The sequence below is a fragment of the Runella sp. R5_40 genome, from assembly GCF_057652295.1.
In genome coordinates, this window is sequence record NZ_JBYFCH010000001.1 from 957,766 (window position 1) to 977,790 (window position 20,025).

18 protein-coding genes are annotated in these 20,025 nt (G+C 46.2%); 8 read left to right on the forward strand and 10 right to left on the reverse strand.

Annotated features, from left to right (window positions below; all coding sequences use genetic code 11):
- The first annotated feature begins 8 nt into the window (after positions 1-8).
- The 5 genes from AC23N5_RS04150 to AC23N5_RS04170 all read left to right on the forward strand — a co-directional run bounded on the left by AC23N5_RS04150 (position 9) and on the right by AC23N5_RS04170 (position 3,789).
- On the forward strand, positions 9-143 hold the full coding sequence (locus AC23N5_RS04150) for a hypothetical protein (RefSeq protein ID WP_487754569.1): 135 nt from the start codon (positions 9-11) through the stop codon (positions 141-143).
- Between the two features lie 94 nt (positions 144-237).
- Complete coding sequence (locus tag AC23N5_RS04155) at positions 238-459, forward strand: hypothetical protein (RefSeq protein ID WP_487754570.1); 222 nt, start codon at positions 238-240, stop codon at positions 457-459.
- Positions 460-503: 44 nt separating this feature from the next.
- On the forward strand, positions 504-857 hold the full coding sequence (locus AC23N5_RS04160; RefSeq protein ID WP_487754571.1) for a calcium-binding protein: 354 nt from the start codon (positions 504-506) through the stop codon (positions 855-857).
- A 141-nt stretch (positions 858-998) separates the two neighbouring features.
- A complete protein-coding gene (locus AC23N5_RS04165) occupies positions 999-2,984 on the forward strand; it encodes a family 10 glycosylhydrolase (protein WP_487754572.1) in 1,986 nt (661 codons plus the stop codon).
- Between the two features lie 82 nt (positions 2,985-3,066).
- The gene (locus AC23N5_RS04170; RefSeq protein ID WP_183977291.1) at positions 3,067-3,789 is read left to right on the forward strand and encodes an SIMPL domain-containing protein; all 723 of its coding nucleotides are present in this window, start codon (positions 3,067-3,069) and stop codon (positions 3,787-3,789) included.
- A 65-nt stretch (positions 3,790-3,854) separates the two neighbouring features.
- Here the strand turns inward: AC23N5_RS04170 and AC23N5_RS04175 are convergent, their stop codons facing one another.
- Positions 3,855-5,564, reverse strand: a complete 1,710-nt coding sequence (locus AC23N5_RS04175) for a VRR-NUC domain-containing protein (protein WP_487754573.1) — start codon at positions 5,562-5,564, stop codon at positions 3,855-3,857.
- Positions 5,565-6,202: 638 nt separating this feature from the next.
- On the opposite strand from AC23N5_RS04175, the gene AC23N5_RS04180 reads away from it, so the two are divergent.
- Positions 6,203-7,759, forward strand: coding sequence for an OmpA family protein (locus tag AC23N5_RS04180; protein WP_183977286.1), 1,557 nt, complete (start codon positions 6,203-6,205; stop codon positions 7,757-7,759).
- Positions 7,760-7,863: 104 nt separating this feature from the next.
- Here AC23N5_RS04180 and AC23N5_RS04185 read toward each other — a convergent pair whose 3' ends face one another.
- The 3 genes from AC23N5_RS04185 to AC23N5_RS04195 form a co-directional block, all read right to left on the reverse strand.
- Positions 7,864-8,268 carry an Hsp20/alpha crystallin family protein gene (locus AC23N5_RS04185; protein ID WP_183977285.1) on the reverse strand — a complete coding sequence of 135 codons (405 nt, stop codon included), beginning with the start codon at positions 8,266-8,268 and terminating at the stop codon, positions 7,864-7,866.
- 87 nt (positions 8,269-8,355) lie between these two features.
- On the reverse strand, positions 8,356-8,871 hold the full coding sequence (locus AC23N5_RS04190) for a uridine kinase family protein (protein ID WP_487754574.1): 516 nt from the start codon (positions 8,869-8,871) through the stop codon (positions 8,356-8,358).
- Positions 8,872-8,983: 112 nt separating this feature from the next.
- Positions 8,984-10,777, reverse strand: coding sequence for an acyl-CoA dehydrogenase (locus tag AC23N5_RS04195; protein WP_487754575.1), 1,794 nt, complete (start codon positions 10,775-10,777; stop codon positions 8,984-8,986).
- 257 nt (positions 10,778-11,034) lie between these two features.
- Between AC23N5_RS04195 and AC23N5_RS04200 the strand changes: the two genes are divergently transcribed.
- Complete coding sequence (locus AC23N5_RS04200; RefSeq protein ID WP_487754576.1) at positions 11,035-12,033, forward strand: glycoside hydrolase family 43 protein; 999 nt, start codon at positions 11,035-11,037, stop codon at positions 12,031-12,033.
- 58 nt (positions 12,034-12,091) lie between these two features.
- On the opposite strand, the gene AC23N5_RS04205 is transcribed toward AC23N5_RS04200, so the two are convergent.
- The 3 genes from AC23N5_RS04205 to aat form a co-directional block, all read right to left on the reverse strand.
- The gene (locus AC23N5_RS04205) at positions 12,092-14,245 is read right to left on the reverse strand and encodes a xanthine dehydrogenase family protein molybdopterin-binding subunit (RefSeq protein ID WP_487754577.1); all 2,154 of its coding nucleotides are present in this window, start codon (positions 14,243-14,245) and stop codon (positions 12,092-12,094) included.
- 26 nt (positions 14,246-14,271) lie between these two features.
- A complete protein-coding gene (locus AC23N5_RS04210) occupies positions 14,272-14,763 on the reverse strand; it encodes a (2Fe-2S)-binding protein (protein WP_183977275.1) in 492 nt (163 codons plus the stop codon).
- Between the two features lie 142 nt (positions 14,764-14,905).
- Entirely contained in the window at positions 14,906-15,526 is a 621-nt protein-coding gene (aat, locus tag AC23N5_RS04215) for a leucyl/phenylalanyl-tRNA--protein transferase (RefSeq protein WP_183977273.1), read from the reverse strand.
- A gap of 62 nt (positions 15,527-15,588) precedes the next feature.
- On the opposite strand from aat, the gene AC23N5_RS04220 reads away from it, so the two are divergent.
- Positions 15,589-16,281 carry an SGNH/GDSL hydrolase family protein gene (locus tag AC23N5_RS04220; protein WP_487754578.1) on the forward strand — a complete coding sequence of 231 codons (693 nt, stop codon included), beginning with the start codon at positions 15,589-15,591 and terminating at the stop codon, positions 16,279-16,281.
- 6 nt (positions 16,282-16,287) lie between these two features.
- Here the strand turns inward: AC23N5_RS04220 and AC23N5_RS04225 are convergent, their stop codons facing one another.
- The 3 genes from AC23N5_RS04225 to AC23N5_RS04235 form a co-directional block, all read right to left on the reverse strand.
- Positions 16,288-17,397, reverse strand: a complete 1,110-nt coding sequence (locus AC23N5_RS04225) for a hypothetical protein (RefSeq protein ID WP_487754579.1) — start codon at positions 17,395-17,397, stop codon at positions 16,288-16,290.
- 192 nt (positions 17,398-17,589) lie between these two features.
- Complete coding sequence (locus AC23N5_RS04230) at positions 17,590-18,204, reverse strand: outer membrane protein (protein ID WP_487754580.1); 615 nt, start codon at positions 18,202-18,204, stop codon at positions 17,590-17,592.
- Between the two features lie 13 nt (positions 18,205-18,217).
- A complete protein-coding gene (locus AC23N5_RS04235) occupies positions 18,218-20,002 on the reverse strand; it encodes a serine/threonine protein kinase (RefSeq protein WP_487754581.1) in 1,785 nt (594 codons plus the stop codon).
- Positions 20,003-20,025 lie beyond the last annotated feature (23 nt).

Below are 20,025 nucleotides of genomic sequence, written 5' to 3' on the forward strand. Positions count from 1 at the left end.
GTAAACTCATGCACCCTAAACTCTCCCACACCAACCACCAAGGTGCTACGGCCTATATCAGAGCAACACCTACTGCCAAAGGCGGTACGCGCTATTACCCCCAAAGCGGCGGATTTGTTGGAAGAAATGCCGAGCGGGTTTGAGTTTTATGAATATCCGTCGGATGGGAGGAGTAACCTATTCAGAAGAAATTTAAAAGATTTCCCCTTATCTTTGTTTAGATAAAACAGACAAACCATGAGCACTGCACAAATTATTTACGAACAATACAAAGTTCTCCCCAAACGTGTCCGAGAAGAACTCAAAGCACTGATTATCAGCGAAGACAACCAAGACCCGCCGCTCACGCTTATGCAAGAGATTGAGGAGGGATTGAAAGAAGTGAAGCTTATGAAGGAAGGAAAAATTCCTACTCGCACTTTTGCAGACTTAAAAAAGGAGATACACAATGCCCAATGAAGTTAAAATCGTCAAGCAATTATTTGAATAGAAAAGTATAAAACATGCTTACTCCCGAAGAAATCCGCTATAAGATTGACTACGAAATCATCGTAGATACCTACGACGAGTATGAAATGAGCTCGGGCTGGCACTGTACTTTTGACGAAACACTCGTTTTTCCATTTTATGCTACCGCCCAACTCAAAAAGAAGGACGGCGATATAGAAGTAAAACGGGTAAAAGTCGTCGGTTTGCACAGCGATGCAGAAGGTTTCACTGAAGAAGATTTCCAACTCAAAATGGAGCATGGAAATTATCTTGTTCCGATTGAATACTCCAAACTCAGCAACATTGAAGCCGATGACGAAACCCTTGAAATGTTTCAAATTTGGGACTTCTGGATCAACGAATACTAATTTTCCCCCTTAAAGTCCTCATACACACTCCTCAAATCCACTAACACATCCAGCATTTGAGGTTTGTTCTTCCCCAAACGTACCATTATGTGAGAGATTGGCGTTAATTTTGCAGGGTTTTCTACGTTGAGCTTTCATACCATGTCATTTTTGAAATATACACTTCTTTTACTGCTGATTAGTTGTTCGCTTTTTGCCCAACCCAAACGTGAGTTTCGAGGAGTCTGGATTGCCAATGTGGGCAATGTTGACTGGCCCTCTCAAAAAGGGCTATCGGCGCAGCAACAGCAGCAAGAACTTCGCGATTTACTGGATTTGATTCAACTAAGGGGGTTAAATGCCGTTTTTTTCCAAATTCGCAACGCCTGCGATGCCGTTTATGAGAGCAAGCTCGAACCTTGGTCGGAATGGCTAACGGGGCAGCAAGGGCAATCTCCTGGCTATGACCCGCTCGCTTTTGCCATTCAAGAATGCCGCAAGCGTAACCTTGAAATTCACGCTTGGATAAACCCCTACCGCGCCGTTACTGATATTCGTCGGGCGTCGTTAGCACCCAACCACATCGCCAAAACGCACCCCGATGTGCTACTTTCGTACGGAACGCTACGGATTCTCGACCCAGGGCGGCCCGAAGTGCGCACCTTCGTCACCCGCGTGGTTATGGACGTCGTTCGCCGCTACGACCTAGACGGCGTTCATTTCGACGATTATTTTTACCCGTATCCCGTTCCTAAAGTAAGCCTCAACGACGAAGCAACGTTCCAAAATTACAGCCGAGGTTTTACCAACAAAGCCGATTGGCGGCGCGATAACGTCAATTTGCTCGTCAAAACCGTGTCTGATAGTATTCGTCGCGTCAAACCTTGGATTAAATTTGGGGTATCGCCTTTTGGTATCTGGCGCAACCGCAGCAGCTCGCCCGAAGGCTCCAATTCTCGCGGTTTTGAGGCTTTTTCGGGCAATTTTTCCGATTCTCGTAAATGGGTACAAGAAGGCTGGGTGGACTACATCGCCCCGCAAGTCTATTGGAGCATGGGAAGTACGACCGCCAATTATGCCCAATTGGTGTCGTGGTGGAGTGATAACGTCTCCGAACCTCATCTCTACATCGGCCACGGCGTTTATAAAGTCAACAGTGATTCCTACTGGAAACGTCGGCTGGAAGTACCCAATCAAGTGCGCTATAATCGTTCGTTTGAGAATGTTCATGGAAGTATTTTATTTAGCGCCAAAACCCTGAGGAACAACCCCAACCGATTTTGCGATGCACTTTGTCAGGAAGTGTATCAAAGTCCCGCCTTGGTACCTGCCATGCCTTGGAAAACCCAAGCAGCTCCACCGAGCCCTAAAGAACTGACCGCAAAATTGAACGATAACAACACGGTTACTGTCTCGTGGTCTTTTCCGTACCAGTTGACGTCCGAGCGCGATAAAGCTCGCTATTTTGTAGTGTATCGCAGCAGCCAACAATCGTCGATTGACCTGCGCTCGGCCCAAGCCATTCGAAGCATTGTGGTAAAAACCGAAGGTGCATCTACCTTCACTTTTACCGATACCCAAGTAAAACCCAACACCAAGTACAACTACACGGTGAGTGCTTTTAATCGCCTGCACAACGAAAGTCAACCCACGGAAGCCAGTAGCTTAACCACCAATTCCAAACCGATTGAGGCAGCGCCCGAGCCTGAAAAGATTATTCTACCCTTGGCAACCCAACTTAAGAACGCGCCTATAGTAGCTAATTCGGAAGAACCAATGGAAGCCGTTGCGGCCGCCAATGAAGAAGAAGAGGACGAAGAAGAAGAAGTGGAAGAACCAAAAACACCTTCAAAACCACAAAGCACTTCTGTCGCTTCGACCGAATCGGATGAGTTTCTTCAAATTTTTCCGAATCCATTTAATCAACAAATCAACATTCGCTACCGCTTACCCGAAGCCGCCGAAGTATCGCTTTATGTGTATGATTCGCGCGGAACGCGGGTGGGTGCTTTGGTTGTCAACAAGCAGCAAGAAGCTGGGAATTACACCGTTCACTTCAATGTACAGTTCATGAGCGAAGGCACCTACTACGCCCGACTCATGGCGGGAGAAGTGCAGAAAACCGCCAAAATCACCTTGAAGCGTTAGGAATCATTAACAAAACTATTCACAATTTGGGGACTACTTTGACGTTTTTAGCCCAAAACCATCTAATTTTTCTTTACTAACCATGAAACGTTTCGTATTAACAGCCGTTTTGCTTGTATCAAGCCTATCCATGTTTGCTCAAACATCTACCACCGTGGACAAAGACCCCATCAAAAAAATCGAGGTGACAGGCACTGCCGAACTCGAAATTGTACCCGACGAGCTTTATTTCACTATTTCGTTGAAAGAATATTTTAAAGACGAAAAAAATCAGAAAGACAAAGTGTCGCTCGAAACGCTTGAAAAGCAATTGATTGAAGCCGTTAAAAGTGCAGGTTTGCCCAAAGAAAATCTCTCGGTCAGTGGCGTAACAGGCTACCGCGAATGGACGGGCAAGAAAAAACCCCAACACTTTTTGGCCGCCAAGCAATTTCAACTGAAACTTTCAAACGCGAATAATATCAACGACCTCATGGCCAAAGTCGATGACCGTGGCGTCGAATACGTAAACATGAGTCGGGTGGAACACTCGAAAAAAGAGGAGTTTCGCCGCCAAGTAAAAATCAACGCCCTCAAAGCGGCTAAGGAAAAAGCAGGCTATTTGTTGGAGTCGATTGGCGAAAAACTAGGCGAAGTACTCGAAATCCACGAAGTAGAAGAGGGCAACGTCTATCCGATGTACAAACAAGCTCAGTACAACGTACGGATGATGGCCGCTGATGCCATGCCTGAGTCGGGCGGTGGACTTGAATACGAAAAAATCAAGTACAGCTACCGTATGAATGCGACCTTCCGCATTAAATAATTGGTTGTCAATCTTCAACCTACTCCAACCTCCCGAAAGTTTTAGAACTTTCGGGAGGTTTTTTTTTAGCCTAAATCGGCCTTCCATTCCACACGCAATACCCGCGCATTGACCCCCAAATCGGCCATGAAGTGCATCCAATGCAGCTGCTGAGCCGAAAGATGGTCGGTCGGAGACTTTACTTCCACGAGCTCCAGTCCTTGTTCGCTCCACACCATCAAATCGGGAAAACCTCGGGTGTTTTCGCGTAAATTCGTCGCCATTTCGAGCAAAATAGCCCGCAGCTGCATCGGGCTGAGACTTTGCGCAATCAATTTCACCAATTCCAACAAGATGTCATTCCAATCGACCAATACGTTGGCAATCCCAAACTTTTCGATAAACGTACTTTCAAGCACTTGGGCAACTTTTTCGTTGGTATCCAACTCCGACAGTCGCTCACGGATTTGGGGAGCACGTTTTCGGTAAAAATCAGGTTGGTAAAAATCCGATGGCATCCGTTGCAAGGGATGGTGAATGGCCTGAACGTTGGTGTCGTAGATAATTTCCCAAAAAATAAGCCCAAATAGCCCCCGCCACGGATAATTTTCGGCATGAACAGCCCCGTAGCCTTTTTCCACAAAATAATCGGCTACTCCTTGCTCCACCCGATACCGATAACTAATCGGAATCTGTACACTGCTCGATTCTTGCAAAAACCGCGTGACACTCTTTTTCACCCGTTTTTTGGTACTCGTAATTTTTTCTTGAAAATCGAGCGCGAAAAAACGTTCATCGGCATTTTGGGGGGTATGCGCAATCGCCTCGCACAACGCCATCGCCTCTTCCACAAACCCCATCCGATGCAACAGTCGAACCCGACGCTCCCGCGACGGAATCTGGTCGGTCAACTGATACACCGTTAGCGCTTGTTCGGGTAGTTTTTGTCGCTCCAAAAACGCCCCCACTCGATTTATCAGCTTGACATACCCAGGTTGGGCTACGTCGCTGAGCGTGTGCAGAGCCGCTTGCCAGTTCATAAACCAATCGAAAATTTCTTCGGGCGGAGTAGCTGCTTCCTGAAATTCATAGAATTGCTGCGCCGTCAGCGACACCATAAATTTATCCTCGGCGTCTTGGCGCGTGGCAAAACGTGCCGTATAGGCATCGTCTCGGTAACGTTCAAAATTCACTTTACCCAAATCACGCACCACAAACTCCGTCATGTCGGCATGACGATTGCCAAAAAACAAGAATTTCAGCATCATCACTTCCACTTCGTAGCTTACTTTAATCACGGGCTCCCCCAGCAATTCGGGCGAATTGATGCGCGACACCACCAGCTCAAACGTAAACGTATGACTCAAAAACCGAATTAAATCGGGCTTTTTGAGGGGTTTGAGCGATAATTCGGTCGGAGGTGCCAATTTTATCCATTCGTCTTTGGTAAATAAATTCAGGATTTCGCTGGCATAAGCTTCGTGTTTTACCTCCAAAGGTTCAATAAAACCGCGTTCTTCCAGTTCGTAAAGCGCCGCAGGAATATCTTCGAGTTCATTGTATTTCAACTTATTGGTTCTAAAAAAAAGCCCTCTCCGATTACTGAATCGCACAAAAAGGCACTGAGCATCTTCCGACAGCGCTCGAAAATCGGCGATAAACTGTTGTTCGGCTTCATTGAGGATTTCTCCGTAAAGTTTTTCCACAAACTCAACCAGAAACAAAAAGTAATCAAGGTAATACTTGGGCGGAAGTTCGACGGGAGGTGTGGCTTCGTTGGGGACTAGCGACTCCATTTGTGAGGGTTTGAATGGGTTATTGTTTGATTGTAGCTTTGGAATCGCAAAGGTGTGCCGTTGGATTCTCAAATCCAACACTGAGGTTTCTCAAAACCTCATTCACAACTCTCGGTTTTGAGAAACCGACCAGCGGTTATTGTAACCGCTGACACAAAAACGTGCCGTTGGATTCTCAAATGCGTGCCGTTGGATTCTCAAATCCAACACTGAGGCTTCTCAAAACCTCGTTCACAACATTCGGTTTTGAGAAACCGACCAGCCGTTATTGTAACCGCTGACACAAAAACGTGCAAATGCGTGCCGTTGGATTCTCTAATCCAACACCGAGGTTTCTCAAAACCTCGTTCACAACATTCGGTTTTGAGAAACCGACCAGCGGTTATTGTAACCGCTGACACAAAAACGTGTCGTTGGATTCTCAAATCCAACACTGAGGTTTCTCAAAACCTCGCTCACAACATTCGGTTTTGAGAAACCGACCAGCAGTTATTGTAACCGCTGGCACGCGCTTTTGCGGACAAATGTCGTAAGTTTGCCCACAAAAATGTTTTGAATATCAATTTTAGCAACTATTTCGTTAAAATGGTACGAAATTCGCTTTTTAGCGTAGAAAAGCCTCTAACTTCCATTTTGAAATGAAGTCAACTCTTATTGCTTTTAGCTGTTTTATTTTTCCAACTGCGATTGTTTTTGCCCAGCCTAAAGTCGAAAACTTGGGCAATGCCATCAACTCCGAATACAACGAAATCAACCCCGTCATTTCTCCCGACGGCAAAACCCTCTATTTTGGGCGGGTAAGTCATCCCCAAAACGCCCACGGTCAAGAAGGAAGCCAAGACATTTGGTTTTCGGAGTGGCAAAATAGCCAATGGAGTTTGGCCAAACGAATGACTCCTCCGCTCAACAAAGAAGAATACAACTGTGCGTACAGTGTCACACCCGATGGTAACACCTTGCTCATTATGGGCGCTTACGACCGTGGCGCTTACGAAACGCGCGGATTTTCGTTTAGTAAGCGTACCGTCAATGGCTGGTCAGCGCCCAGTAAATTGAATATTCCAGGCTTGGAAGGAATGAGCAAAGGCGAGTACATGTGCGGTTTTTTATCGAACGATGGCAAAACATTGCTCATGGCTTTTAGCGAGAAAAAACGCAGTACCAAAGACGATTTGTACGTAAGTTTTCTCCAAAAAAATGGCACTTGGACCAAACCACAAACCCTCGGCGTAGAAGTAAATACCGACGATTTTACGGAAACAACACCCTTTTTGGCCTCTGACGGTGCCACCATTTATTTTTCAAGCGACCGCCCAGGGGGACAAGGTAGCAACGATATTTATTATACCAAACGCATTGATAAAACGTGGAAGCGCTGGTCAAAACCTGTCAATCTAGGCCCAGCTATCAACACCGATGGCTACGATGCCTATTATGCCATTGCAGCAGCAGGTGATTATGCCTACATGGTTTCAAAGAAAAATACCCTCGGCAAAGGAGACATCGTTCGCATTAAAATCAAATCGGACGAGCCTTCTGCCGCACCTATCGTACCTGCGCCTGACCCAGTAGCATTGGTGAGTGGAAAGGTTGTTGATACCAAAACGGGTAAACCGATTGACGCTCGCATCATTTACGAAAACCTTGCTGATGGTACGGAAGTGGGAACTGCTCAAACTGACCCCCGCACGGGAGAATACAAAATTGTGTTGCCCAAGGGTGTGAAGTATGGCGTGCGGGCAGTGGCGAAAGACTTTATTGCCGAAGCTCAAAGCATCGACCTTACCAACATGAAAGGTGGGTTTCAGGAAGTAAACGGAACCAACCTTACGCTTGTACCGATTGAAATCAATGCGGTTGGGGTACTAAACAACCTCTTTTTCGATACTGGTAAAGCAGCTTTACGTCCCGAATCTAATGCCGAGCTAGACCGTATGGTTCTCACTTTCAACGAAAATCCAGGCTTGGTGATGGAAATTGGAGGGCATACCGATAACGTTGGTACGGATGCTGCCAACTTAAAACTTTCGCAAGAACGTGCTGATTCAGTACGGGAATATTTTATTGGCAAGGGCATTGAACCCGACCGCGTGCAAAGTAAAGGCTACGGAGAAGCCAAACCAAAAGCCACCAACGACACCGAAGAAGGACGCCAAATCAACCGTCGGGTAGAGTTCAAGATTTTGAAGAAATAAAGACGCTATTTTACTCAAATAAAGGGGTGCTCACAGTTTTCCGCATACGTCGGGGTGTGAGCACCCCTTCGCACGTCAATCGGGGTGTGAGCGCCGCTTCGCACTTACCATTTCTCAATGTCGATATGACGACGGAAGTTTCGCTTGGCGTGATTAAAGGGAATCGAAATTTTTAGCACGTTGGCTTGAGCATCAAAGCGTGCCACAATTTCCTCTACATTCACGTCATTTGGCAAAAACAAACTACCAATTGTATGGGCTGTTTTTAGGTTGTCTAGTCCCTCGGGACGTTCGGCAAAAAGATCAACGAAGTGATATACCCAAAGACGGTCATTGACGACATCTAGGCCAAAGTTGTCGGCACTTACTCCTGCTTTTTTGACTTTGACTTCATACCCTTCTTCGTTTTGCTGCACTGCCAAAGTAGGCTCGCTCATACCTCCGTTGGTGGTATTGGCGTAGTCGATGGCGGTAATTATATCTTGCGGAATTTCAATCTTTGCTTTCATTGTCGTAAGTGGTTGCTGTGTGATGATACAAGTACAAACCACATACCAACCCCATTTTCACGACAAAATGGCTTCTTAACAAATATGCTAACTGCCAGAATGGCGCAAAAACTCCACAATTTCTTCCATTGGGTACGGTTTTGCCCCATCAATCTCCATCAGATTGGCCAGCGAAGCAGGAGGTTGGCCGTAGGCTAAGAAACTTTCCCAAATGTACGTCACGTACCATTCGGGCTCTTGCCCCCAGCGCGTATCGGCCGCTTTCCGAATCCGAAAGGTTTCTTCCGAAATAACTGTAAAAAAACAGCGGTCGTACATCGAATTTAATTCAACATCGGCAAACGCTAAAAACCCTTCAACCACCACAACGTCAAATTGAGTCTGCAAAAAAGCGACTGTTTTACGCAACAATTCAAAGTCAATCGAGGCAGGGATTTCCCAATCAATGTGATCGCGAACGAGTGGGATGTCTTCTATTCGGTTCACAAAATCGTCTTGGTGCAGCGTAATGGCCTTTTTGTTTTGCGAACGTTCGTGCCAAACCAGTGTTTCGGCGAGGGTAGTTTTTCCAGAACGGCTTCGGCCGCCGATACCAATAATCATTTTGTCTGTGGTAGGTTAAAGCACAAACTTAAAAGCAAAGTCCCTCAAAAACAACAAATCCCGACAATTGTCGGGACTGTTGCTTCGGTTTTCAATTGTTGATTTTTATCTTTTAAAGTGCTAACTCTTTTTCGGTTTCAATGGTCAACACTTCGGTATCTTTTAAGCGAACCGCCAATCCAAGCGTTTTTGGCACTTCGTAGTGGAAATAAAACTTCATTGTATGAATTTTGCTTTCGTAAAATGCCAATTCATCGCCTTCAGGTTGTTGGGTGAGGAGCGCATTTTTGGCCACAACTCCTTGTTTCAGCCACTGCCACGCCACGGCAATAATCCCAAACATTTCCATAAACAACGTTGCATCCATCAAGTAGCGCTCAATGTCGCCCTGCATGGCATACGGCATCAAGGCCATCGTTACTTCTTGCAAACGTCCCAATTCCGCTTTTAATTTTTGGGCATAAGGCTTCAATTCCTCGTGGGTTTCGGCTTCAGCAATGGTTTTTGCCACTTCGGCAAACAGCAATTGCGCAGGTTTCCCGCCCTTCATGGTCATTTTACGTCCCAACAAATCCTGCGACTGAATGCCCGTAGTACCTTCGTAAATAGGCGTAATACGAATATCACGGTAGTATTGCTCCAACGGAAAATCTTCCGTAAATCCGTAACCTCCAAGCACTTGCAAGCCATTGCTCACAGCTACCAAACCCATTTCGGTAGGGTACGTTTTCGCAATTGGCGTCAACAATTCGAGGATGAGGTGGTATTTTTCTTTCTCTTCGGGGTCTTCGCTGGCGCGGGCAATGTCAACACAACGCGCCGTTTCAAGCAACAACGACAGTGAACCTTCTACCACGGCTTTTTGTAAAAGCAACATCCGTTTTACATCGGGGTGCTGAATAATCGGAATTTGCGGACTATCCAATGCGCCTTTTTCGTTCAAACGGCGACTTTGTGGACGTTCTTTGGCGTATTGCACCGATGCACAATAAGCCGCCGACGCAATCGCCGCGCCCGTCATCCCGACACCAATGCGCGCTTCGTTCATCATCTGAAACATGTACGAAAGCCCTTTGTGTGGCTCTCCCACCAACCAACCACGGCAGTCGTCGCGGTCGCCCATGGTGAGGTGCATGGCAGGCACGCCTCGTTGTCCTAATTTATGATATACTCCCGTAGAAGTCACGTCGTTGTCAGCGCCATCTAGGCGGTATTTTGGCACCACAAAAAGCGAAATGCCTTTGGTACCTTTGGGAGCGCCTTCAATACGCGCCAACATCAAGTGAATGATGTTTTCACACTGGTCGTGGTCGCCCGCCGAGATAAAAACTTTTTGCCCTTTAACCAAATAGCTTCCATCGGTTTGCGGAGCAGCAGTAGAAGTAATGTCCGAAAGCGAGCTACCCGCCTGAGGCTCGGTCAACGCCATCGTTCCTTGCCATTTGCCCGAAAGCATGTTGGCTACGTAGGTTTGTTTTAATTCATCCGTACCAAACGAGTTAATCAACCCCGCTGCTCCTGAGGTCAAACCCGTGTACATCATGCCATTGTTGGCCGCCATGACAATAAAGCCCAAGCACGAACTCACCGTTTCAGGCAGTTGTTGACCACCATCTTCAAACGAAAAACTTGTTCCAATCAAACCCGCTTCGCCCATCGCTTTGAGGTAATCGCCCACTTTCGGATGAACGGTCACTTTGCCATTATGCAGTTCGGGGGGATTACGGTCAAGGTCGCGTAAGTAAGGATACATCAAATTATCCCCGATTTGGGTTACCGCATCAATCGTCATATCAATCGTTTCGCGGTCGTGAGCATTGAAATACGGGTATTTGTTAAGCGAGGCGGCGTCGAATACTTCGTGAAGTAAAAAGTTGAGATTACGACGGCTATAGTATTGTGCCATTGGAGGTTAAGTGTTTTGGGTATTATGCAAGCATACGGTTTGCAAATATAGGAGGAATTTCATTGAAACAAAAAAGGGAGATTATGAACGCACTGAGACACACTCTATTTACGTCTTCAATACGTATCGTAGAAGTACAGCCACCAGCAGCATCTCGTTTTTTATCGGGCTGGTAGGATAAATAGGAGGTGCCGTTGAGTAGATAAGTAGGTAGGGTTTAGTTTACCAGATAAAATAACTAATCGTAACCCGAAAAAATGAAATCAATTCTTATTTATCCTCTCCTTTTATTTTCCGCTCTACAGGCATCAGCACAGGCAAAGCGAGAAGTTTTTTTTGCAGATGTGACCGTCTATGTAGAAGGAGGCAAGTATTACCTTACTGGGTCAAAAAGTGGAAACGATGGGCCGCAAGGATTTGCGTTTTTAGAATCAAAAGACCTGAAAACATGGACACTCCCTGCGAAGTCAAAAGATTCGCTGGGAATGATTCTGACCAAAGGCGACCACACCTTCGGCACCAAGGGCTTCTGGGCACCCCAACTATTCAAAGATAAGGGCACTTATTATATGACCTATACGGCCGATGAACAAACCGTTTTGGCAGAATCAAAATCGTTATTGGGTCCCTACAGACAAAATGAAATCGGGCCTATTGATGGCACTGAGAAAAATATTGATTCCTATATTTTCAAGGATTCTGATGGCAAATATTATCTCTATTGTGTCCGTTTTGACAAAGGAAACTACTTGTATGCCGCCGAGTTTAACCTGAAAACCAGAAAGATAAAACCCGAAACCATGAAAAGATGTTTTGACCAAACCGAGCCTTGGGAGGCAACGCCTAATTTTAAATCAGGCCCCATTATGGAAGGCCCTACGGTTATAAAATTGAAAAATAAATATTACCTGTTTTATTCGGCCAACCATTTCCAGAATATCGATTATGCCATTGGCTATGCCGTGGCCGATTCGCCCTACGGCCCTTGGGTAAAATACAAAAACAACCCTATTATTCATCGTTCCATTGTTGGCGAAAACGGCTCAGGACATGGAGACCTGTTTGAAGGACTTGACAAACAACTGTATTATGTTTACCACATTCACAACTCTTCAGAAAAAGTTGGCCCGCGCAGGACACGCATTGTACCAGTCGAAAAACAATGGGATGAAAAAGCCAATGTTTACACGTTTAGCGTAAAAGGAAAGGAGGTCATTGTACCCGTAATTATTCCAACAAAGCGAGTCAGAAACTAACCCCCATCAAAAAAGCCCAATGAACTCATTGGGCTTTTTTGATGGTAAGAAATAATAGTTACGCCAACGTATTCAAATCAAAAGGCAATCGACGAATGCGTTTTCCTGTGGCGGCAAAAACGGCATTGGCCAATGCAGGGGCAATCGGTGGGAGACCTGGTTCGCCTACGCCTCCTGGCTCTGCACCACTTTCCACAATATGAATTTCCACTTTAGGCATTTCGTTCATCCGCATCACTTGGTACTGGTGGAAGTTGGTATGGTCTGATTGGCCATTGGTAAAGGTGATACCTTTTTTCACCGCAGCCGTAATCCCCATCACAATATTTCCTTCAGTTTGGGCTTTTACGTTATCGGGATTTACGTAATGACCGCAGTCAATCACCGACACTACTTTTTCGATTTTTACGCCCGTACCTTGTTTTGCTACTGTCACGCAACAGGCACTGATACTTCCAAACGATTTAAAAATCGCAATACCTTTTCCCTGTCCCGCAGGCAGTTTTTCACCCCAATTGGCTTTTTCGGCCAACGTTTCGAGTACTTTTTTGAAACGGGCATCGCTCATCAGTTCCAAACGAGCTTTCAACGGGTCTTTGTTGGCCGCGTGTGCCAACTCATCGAAAAACCCTTCTTGACTAAAACCAAAGTTGGACGCATACACCGAACGCCACCAAACGATAGGGATTTCGGTAGGAACGTGGGTATAAGAAATTTTAAACGCAGGAATATTATATTTCTGTTCTTTTTGACTCAACTCGCCACATACCCAGTCGTCGGGTTTGTTGCTAGGCGCTTTAAATACCTGAAACTGAATCGACTCACCAATCGGGTGGTGGTGGTAAGCCACGATATTTCCTTTGGCATCTACCCCTCCTTGCATCCGCGCCATCATGCCTGGGCGGTAAGGCCCTTGTGTGATGTCATCTTCCCGCGTCCAAACCAATTTTACGGGCTTTTTCACGTCTTTTGAAAGAAAACAAGCCTCCAATAAGAAATCGTGGTAGGCTTTACGTCCAAATGCTCCACCCAACAACGCTACGTTGATTTTGATTTGTTCGGGTTTTATTTTCAAGTACCCTGCCAAATCGCGCAATGCCCAGTCAGGCCCTTGAATCGGTGCCCAAACTTCGGCCGTACCGTCGTCTTTGATGTGCGCAATGGCATTTTCGGGCTCCATAGGTGCGTGCGCTAAAAACGGTGTTTCATACACAGCCTCTAATTTTTTGGCAGCCGCTCCAAACGTCGCGGCAAAATCGCCTTCTTCTTCCGCTTTTAGCCCTTCTTTGGTCGCGGCTTCGGCGCATTTTTTAAAGTAAGCGGCCGTTGTCAACGTTTGCCCCAACGTACCGTTATCCCACTGCACTTTTACCGCTTTTTTGGCCGAAAGCGCCGCCCAATAATTATCGGCAATAATCGCAACGGCTTCCGACGTACGGTGCGGCATCGGACGCTCGCATTTTAACACTTTTTGTACTCCTTTGATTTTCAACGCTTCCGAGTCGTCGATGGATACTACTTTTCCGTGAATCATCGGGCTGTGTAGCATCACGGCATACACCATGCCTGGCACTTCTACGTCGATACCATACACGGCTTTTCCCGTTACGCGGGCAGGCACGTCCAAACGAGGTGCGTATTTTCCAATGATTTTAAAATCTTTGGCGTCTTTCAATTTAGGATTTTTCGGAATTTCGAGCTTTGAGGCATCGTCTGCTACTTCCCCGTAGGTCAACGATTTTCCGCTTGGACGGTGAATCACCTTTGCTTTTTCGGCATAACATTCACTTTCAGGAACGCTCCAGCGCTGGGCAGCGGCTTTGATAAGCATTTCTTTGGCTGCCGCTCCTGCTTGCCGAATCGGCGTCCATAAAGCGCGCACGCTACTGCTTCCACCCGAGGTTTGATTCCCGTATTTTCCTTTTCCGTCCGACTGCGCAATGGTTACTTGGTCGAGGCTTACTTCCAGCTCTTCAGCCAACAACGACGGAACCGCTTGGGTAGAGCCTTGCCCCATGTCAGGGCGCGGGTTAATGAGGGTGATTTGTCCCGAAGGCTGAATCACAATAAAGGGGTTGATTTCGAGGGCCAACGACAGTGGGTCGGTAGTCATGTTCACGACGGCATTGCCTTTCGCAAAACTCGATACCCCCAGCACAAAACTCGCCGACGAAAGTCCGAGGGTTTTTAGGAATGTTCTTCTATTACTCATGTCTTTTTTTGCGTTTTGAGAATGGATTACTTACCTCCCGACATTTCGCCTTTGGGTGATTTAGACTTTGCCGCCGTATGAATCGCTTTACGAATGCGGTCGTAGGTACCACACCGACAAATGTGGCCTTGCATGGCACTGGTAATGTCGGCATCAGTTGGGGTAGGTTTGTCTTTCAACAACGCCGCGGCCGCCATAATTTGTCCCGATTGGCAATAGCCACACTGCGGTACTTGTTCGTCAATCCAAGCTTTTTGAACAGGATGAAGGTTTTCTTCGGTACCAATTCCCTCGATGGTCGTAATTTTACTTCCTACCACTGACTGAACTGGCAATACACACGAGCGAGTGGGGTGACCGTTCATGTGAACAGTGCAGGCGCCACACTGTGCCATTCCGCACCCAAATTTTGTTCCTTTCAATCCAACAACATCGCGAATGGCCCACAAAAGTGGCATTTTAGGGTCGATATCAAGGTCATGTTTTTTTCCATTGATATCTAAAGTGATAGCTGCCATAGAAGATAAAATAGCTTTGTTTTTTAAGTAAAGTTTAGGATAAAAACGGTCAAAACCAAGCGCCATGACCGAAGATACATTTTTGCAGCCTCATCCTACACAAACGATGGATGAATCGACAAAATTTGAGAAGCCAATTTTCTTACAATGAAGTAAACAAATGAGCTACTGAATCATCGGTAAAACGGGCTTTTTGGGCAATACCGCGCTTTAAAAGTCGAACATAGTCTGACTTCGGAATCTCAATCGCCCCAAATCTACGTACATTGTCATTGATGAATTGGGTGTCGAGCAATTCATACTTTTGCCGACGAAGGGTTTCAATCAGGTAATGAAACGCGACTTTAGAAGCATTACTAACCGTATGAAACATGGATTCGCCAAAGAAAACTGCCCCAATAGCCACCCCATACAAGCCGCCAACGAGTTGGTTGTCAACGTAGGTTTCAACGCTGTGGGCAAAACCAAGTCGGTGCAGTTCGGTGTAGGCATCAATGATTTCTTCCGAAATCCAGGTGTTTTCTTCATCGGGACGCGGCGCGGCGCATCCCCGCATGACGCCCTCAAAATCGGCATTGATGCGTATTTCAAACGTGCCTTTGTTGAGAACAGGACGCAATGACTTGGCAGGTTTGTACGTATCCAACGGAATAACAGCCCGAGGGTCGGGAGAATACCAATACAATGTACCGTCGGAATCTGCCATCGGAAATATACCATTCATATATCCGTAAATAAGATCGTCGGCAGAAAGTAAAGACATAGAATTATTGAAGGTGGTTACAAACAAAAATAGTATCCAACACGTTGAAAAACAAAAAAACCATGAAGTGGATTTATAGTATATTGTTGCTGATTTCAGCTTGTTCTGCTCAAAACTCGTCCTCTATGACACCCGAAACCCCTATTAATCAGGGCGAATACCGCTACCTTTCCCTTGGAGATTCATATACAATTGGAGAGCGCGTTGCCGAAAATGAACGATGGAGTGTTCAACTGAGCGAAATGCTCCGCCAAGAGGGGGTAAAAATTGGTACACCCGAAATCATTGCCCGTACGGGATGGACAACGGCCGAATTGGCAGAAGGCATTAAAAATAAGAACCCCAAAGGACCGTACAATTTGGTGTCGTTGCTGATTGGGGTCAACAACCAATACCGTGGCCAAAGTTTGGAACGCTACCGAACGGAGTTGCAAGATTTGCTTCAACAAGCGATTGGGTTTGCGGGGGGAAATATCCAGCGTGTTTTTATGCTTTCGACACCCGACTGGGGCGTGACGCCCTTTGCCCGTGGCTCAGACACAAAAAAAATCGCGTCAGAGATTGACGCGTTTAATGAAGTGGCCCAACAAGAATGTGAAAAACTAGGAATTGCCTTTATTGACATTACAACCCTTTCAAGAACTGCCCAAAACGATGCGTCCATGATTACCTACGATCAATTGCATTTTTCGGAAAAAATGTACCGTCAGTGGGCTGAGAAAGCACTACCAACGGTACGTAGATTGCTCAAATAAGTTTATTTATTCAAAATGGCGGGTCTCCATTTTTTGCCGAGCCAAGTCATCGCGGAGTGTTTTCGCCATTTTTACAAACATGTCGCCATCGCTGGTATCAAACCCGTTTTGAATCAAGCCAAGGGCTTCTTTTTCGCTATCGTCTGGGCGGTCGAGTAGGTAGTACAATTTTGCCAAGTTGTAATAAGCCGAATAGCGCATTTTTTGTTCGCGCTTGTCGCTACCCTTGTATTTTCTCTTTAATTCTTCAAAATAAGACATCACTGGCCCCAAGTTTTTTTCCAACACCTTAATGTTGCGAAACGCCGACATTTCGGTCATCAGTTGTTTTACGGCTTTGATGGCTTCTTGCTGAATAGGGTACTCTGGGTGGCTTTTTGAATCCAAAATCCACAAATGATCGCGGCCTTTCGATTCGTCAAACCCGTATAAATCCGTCAATTGTTGATTGATGGTTGAAATGGTTCGGTTCACCCATTCTCTCGTAATTTCCTCCCGAATCAAGACTTGGTTATCGCGGTAATAATCACGAACATCCATTGAGTTCTTAAATTCACTCGTTTTGTACATTTGGCTATACGAACCCGTTGAACCAGACATCACTTTGAAAGATTCATTAGAAACATTGGCTTGCTGTAAAAAACGGTTTTTTTCCATCTCTTTGGCCTGTGCCTCTGCTTGTTTTTGGGTAGGCGTACGTGGCCCCATAATGGCATAATTTCCATCTGAGCTGTATTTTACTTCCGCCCAATAAAATACTTTTCGTTCCGTCACTCGCCCGTCTTTGTCTTTTTTCTCTTCTACCCGCTCTTTGATTTCATAACCCAAGATTTTGAAGCTATTAAACTGTACTTCCACGCCTACCGTGGGGTTCTGGCTTACTTTATCAAACCCACCGACGCGAATTCGGTCGTAGATTTGGTTGACATCCGTTACAATTCCGAGACTTTTGGATGTTTCCACTCGCACTCCAAAAGTACGCTTCGCAGGGTCGATGTATTCTTTGGGAAGTTTAAGGTAACTATAATCAAAAGAAAAGCGGTCTAAATCCACTTTTTGAGCAAAAGAGCTTATACTTAAAAATACGACACAGGCCCCAAATAAGATATGTTTCATAAGTAGTTTAGATAATGTTAGAGACGCAATTTATTAAAAATGGGAATGTAAAGCATAAAAAAAGGTTCTGTACGATTTGTCGGAAATTACCCTTCATTTCATACAGAACCCCTTACATTATGCAATAAAGTAGGGCAATTTGAACTTCTCACGTATTTTAAGACGAGAAGCAAAAAACAAAGTCACCGATTTCTAATTGAAAAAAAAGTTGATACCTAGCGAAAATTGGAGCGTGCGCACATCGGGTCGGTCTTGGATACCGCGACTGTTCACTTGGAAAGAGTTAAATTTCCCAAAAGTGCCCGTGGCGTTGGCGTGTAAGGCCAAATTGGGAGATAAAAAATAGTTTACCCCTGCCCCCAATGCCAAGGAAGGGCCTTTAAGACGGTATTCGACCAAATCTCCATTGAACAAAACAGGATTGATGAGCAAATTTACTCCTGCCACTCCTCCTTCTACGTAGGGTCGCAACCGCTGGAGCGTACCGCCAAAATGCACCCTAATGCCAGCCCCTAATGACGAAATGCGGTAGGTATCCCAGTCGTTTTTAATGGCAAATGTTTTGGCATTGTACTGCGCAAATACCTCAAAACGCTGATTCAGCCCATAGCCCAAACGCAGCCCACCTCCCACTCCTATGGGTTCTAATTCATCAAGATTTAAAAAATAACTCGACGACCAATTTCCCACTCCCGCATGAACGCCAATGTTGAATCCTTCGGTGTTAGATTGAATATCTTGTGCTTTGACGCTTGTGACATAGCCTAAAAAGCCCATCACCATTACAAGTAATTTTTTCCGTATCATGAGTAAATGTTGTTTAAAGTTGGAGTGTAAGTGTGCTACGAGACACGCGAAGATTGTTGACGCGGCGCCCTCGTTGAAATACGACTTGATCGCTTGATTTATCGCTGTATTCAGGAAATTTGACGGGCAACCACTGCCCATTGACGGCTTCGACTGCTTCAAAACGAAGCGATAAGAGGGCCTTTTGGGAATTGCTCGACGAGCGCGCATCCTGCACGATTGCCCGCACCCGTGCCCCCGTTTGCACCACCGTGACGCCATCAATCGAAATCTCCGAAACCGTTTGCAACCAAACCGTTTGTCCTTCCGAAGCTTCGGAAGTCACCGTTTGCACAAACGCTACCGAAAATGGCTCGTTTCTCACCTCCACCATTACGTTTCGTTTGGCAGGTTCTTTTTTCACAATGGGTTCTTCTTTTTGAACGGGCTTAGGCTCTTCTTTGGGCGAAACGGCAACGGGCGCCTCTTCCCGAGGTTTTTCTTGGACAGGCGTTTTGGGGGACTCTTTTTTACGAACAGGCTTCTGCATTTTGGGCTCGGTAGGTTCAGGTTCAATTTGCTTTGGCGCAGGCGGCAAGGAAACTACGGGCGACGTCGTGGACGGTGTTGTTATCAGTTGGCGGTTTTCAACAGCTACGTTTGGCGAATCAGGCTTTATTTCTTTGACCGTAGGCGAAATGGTTGGATGTAATTTAGAATGTGTGGTCGTGTCTTGGGCTACTTGTGACGTTGGCGTAGGGTCGGTATTGACAAACCAAAAACCAATGATTCCAAGCGCTATCACAATCGCCCCTAATAAAATCAACCCTTCCAAACTCAGCAGCTGAGATTGTAGTTTTGAGGTTTTTTTGGGAAGGGTATCGGAGGTAGAGGACGCCAACCGCGTCGGCCCTACCTGTGGTTTATTCGGTTGGGCATTGGCCAATTTCGTCGCAGGCAGGGTTTTCCCTGATTTCCCCTCCGCCGTTTGCCACACAATCGGCCCCGCCGCTACCACCGACAACAGCGCATATTTCAGTTCCGATGCCTTTTCAAAGCGTTTTTCGGGCTTTTTTTGAAGTAATTTATCCAAAATTTCCTCAACCGACCTTGGCAAATCCGCGATGCGATTTCGGATGGGAATCGGCTTTTTGGTCAAAATTTGGGTAATGAGCGTGGACTCCGTCGTTGGCTCAAAGGGCATTTTTCCCGATAACATTTCGTACATCAACACCCCCATGGCGTACAAATCTGACTGCACCGAAGGCTCGGCTCCGTTGAGCAACTCGGGCGCCATGTATTCGAGGGTGCCAACTACCCTATCAGCCCGCGTCAATCGTTGGCTGCCCATCAATCGAGCAATGCCAAAATCCATCAATTTTACCACGCCTTCGTGGGTCAACATCAGGTTGGCAGGTTTGATATCACGGTGTAAAATGCCTTTGTTGTGCGCGTGTTGCAAGCCATCCAACGCTTGCGCGATAATCCGAAACGTCGTTTCTAACGACAACTTCCCGTGTTTGGTCAACAACCGCTCAATTGTAAAACCATCCACTAACTCCATCACCATGAGGTTATCGGTGCGGTCGTGCAACAAATTATAAAGCGTGGCAACGTTGGGGTGGTTGAGCTGCGCCGACAATACGGCCTCGTTCCGAAAACGCTCCATAAACGTCGAATCTTTCAACAGATGCGGATGCAGCATTTTAATGGCTACGGGGCGACGAAGGAGCGTATCCGTTCCTCGATACACCGTCCCCATCCCTCCTTCTCCGAGAAGTTCTTCGACGTGGTAGTTCTGAATCGTGCGCCCAATCATAGTTGTCCTTCTTTACGTAAACG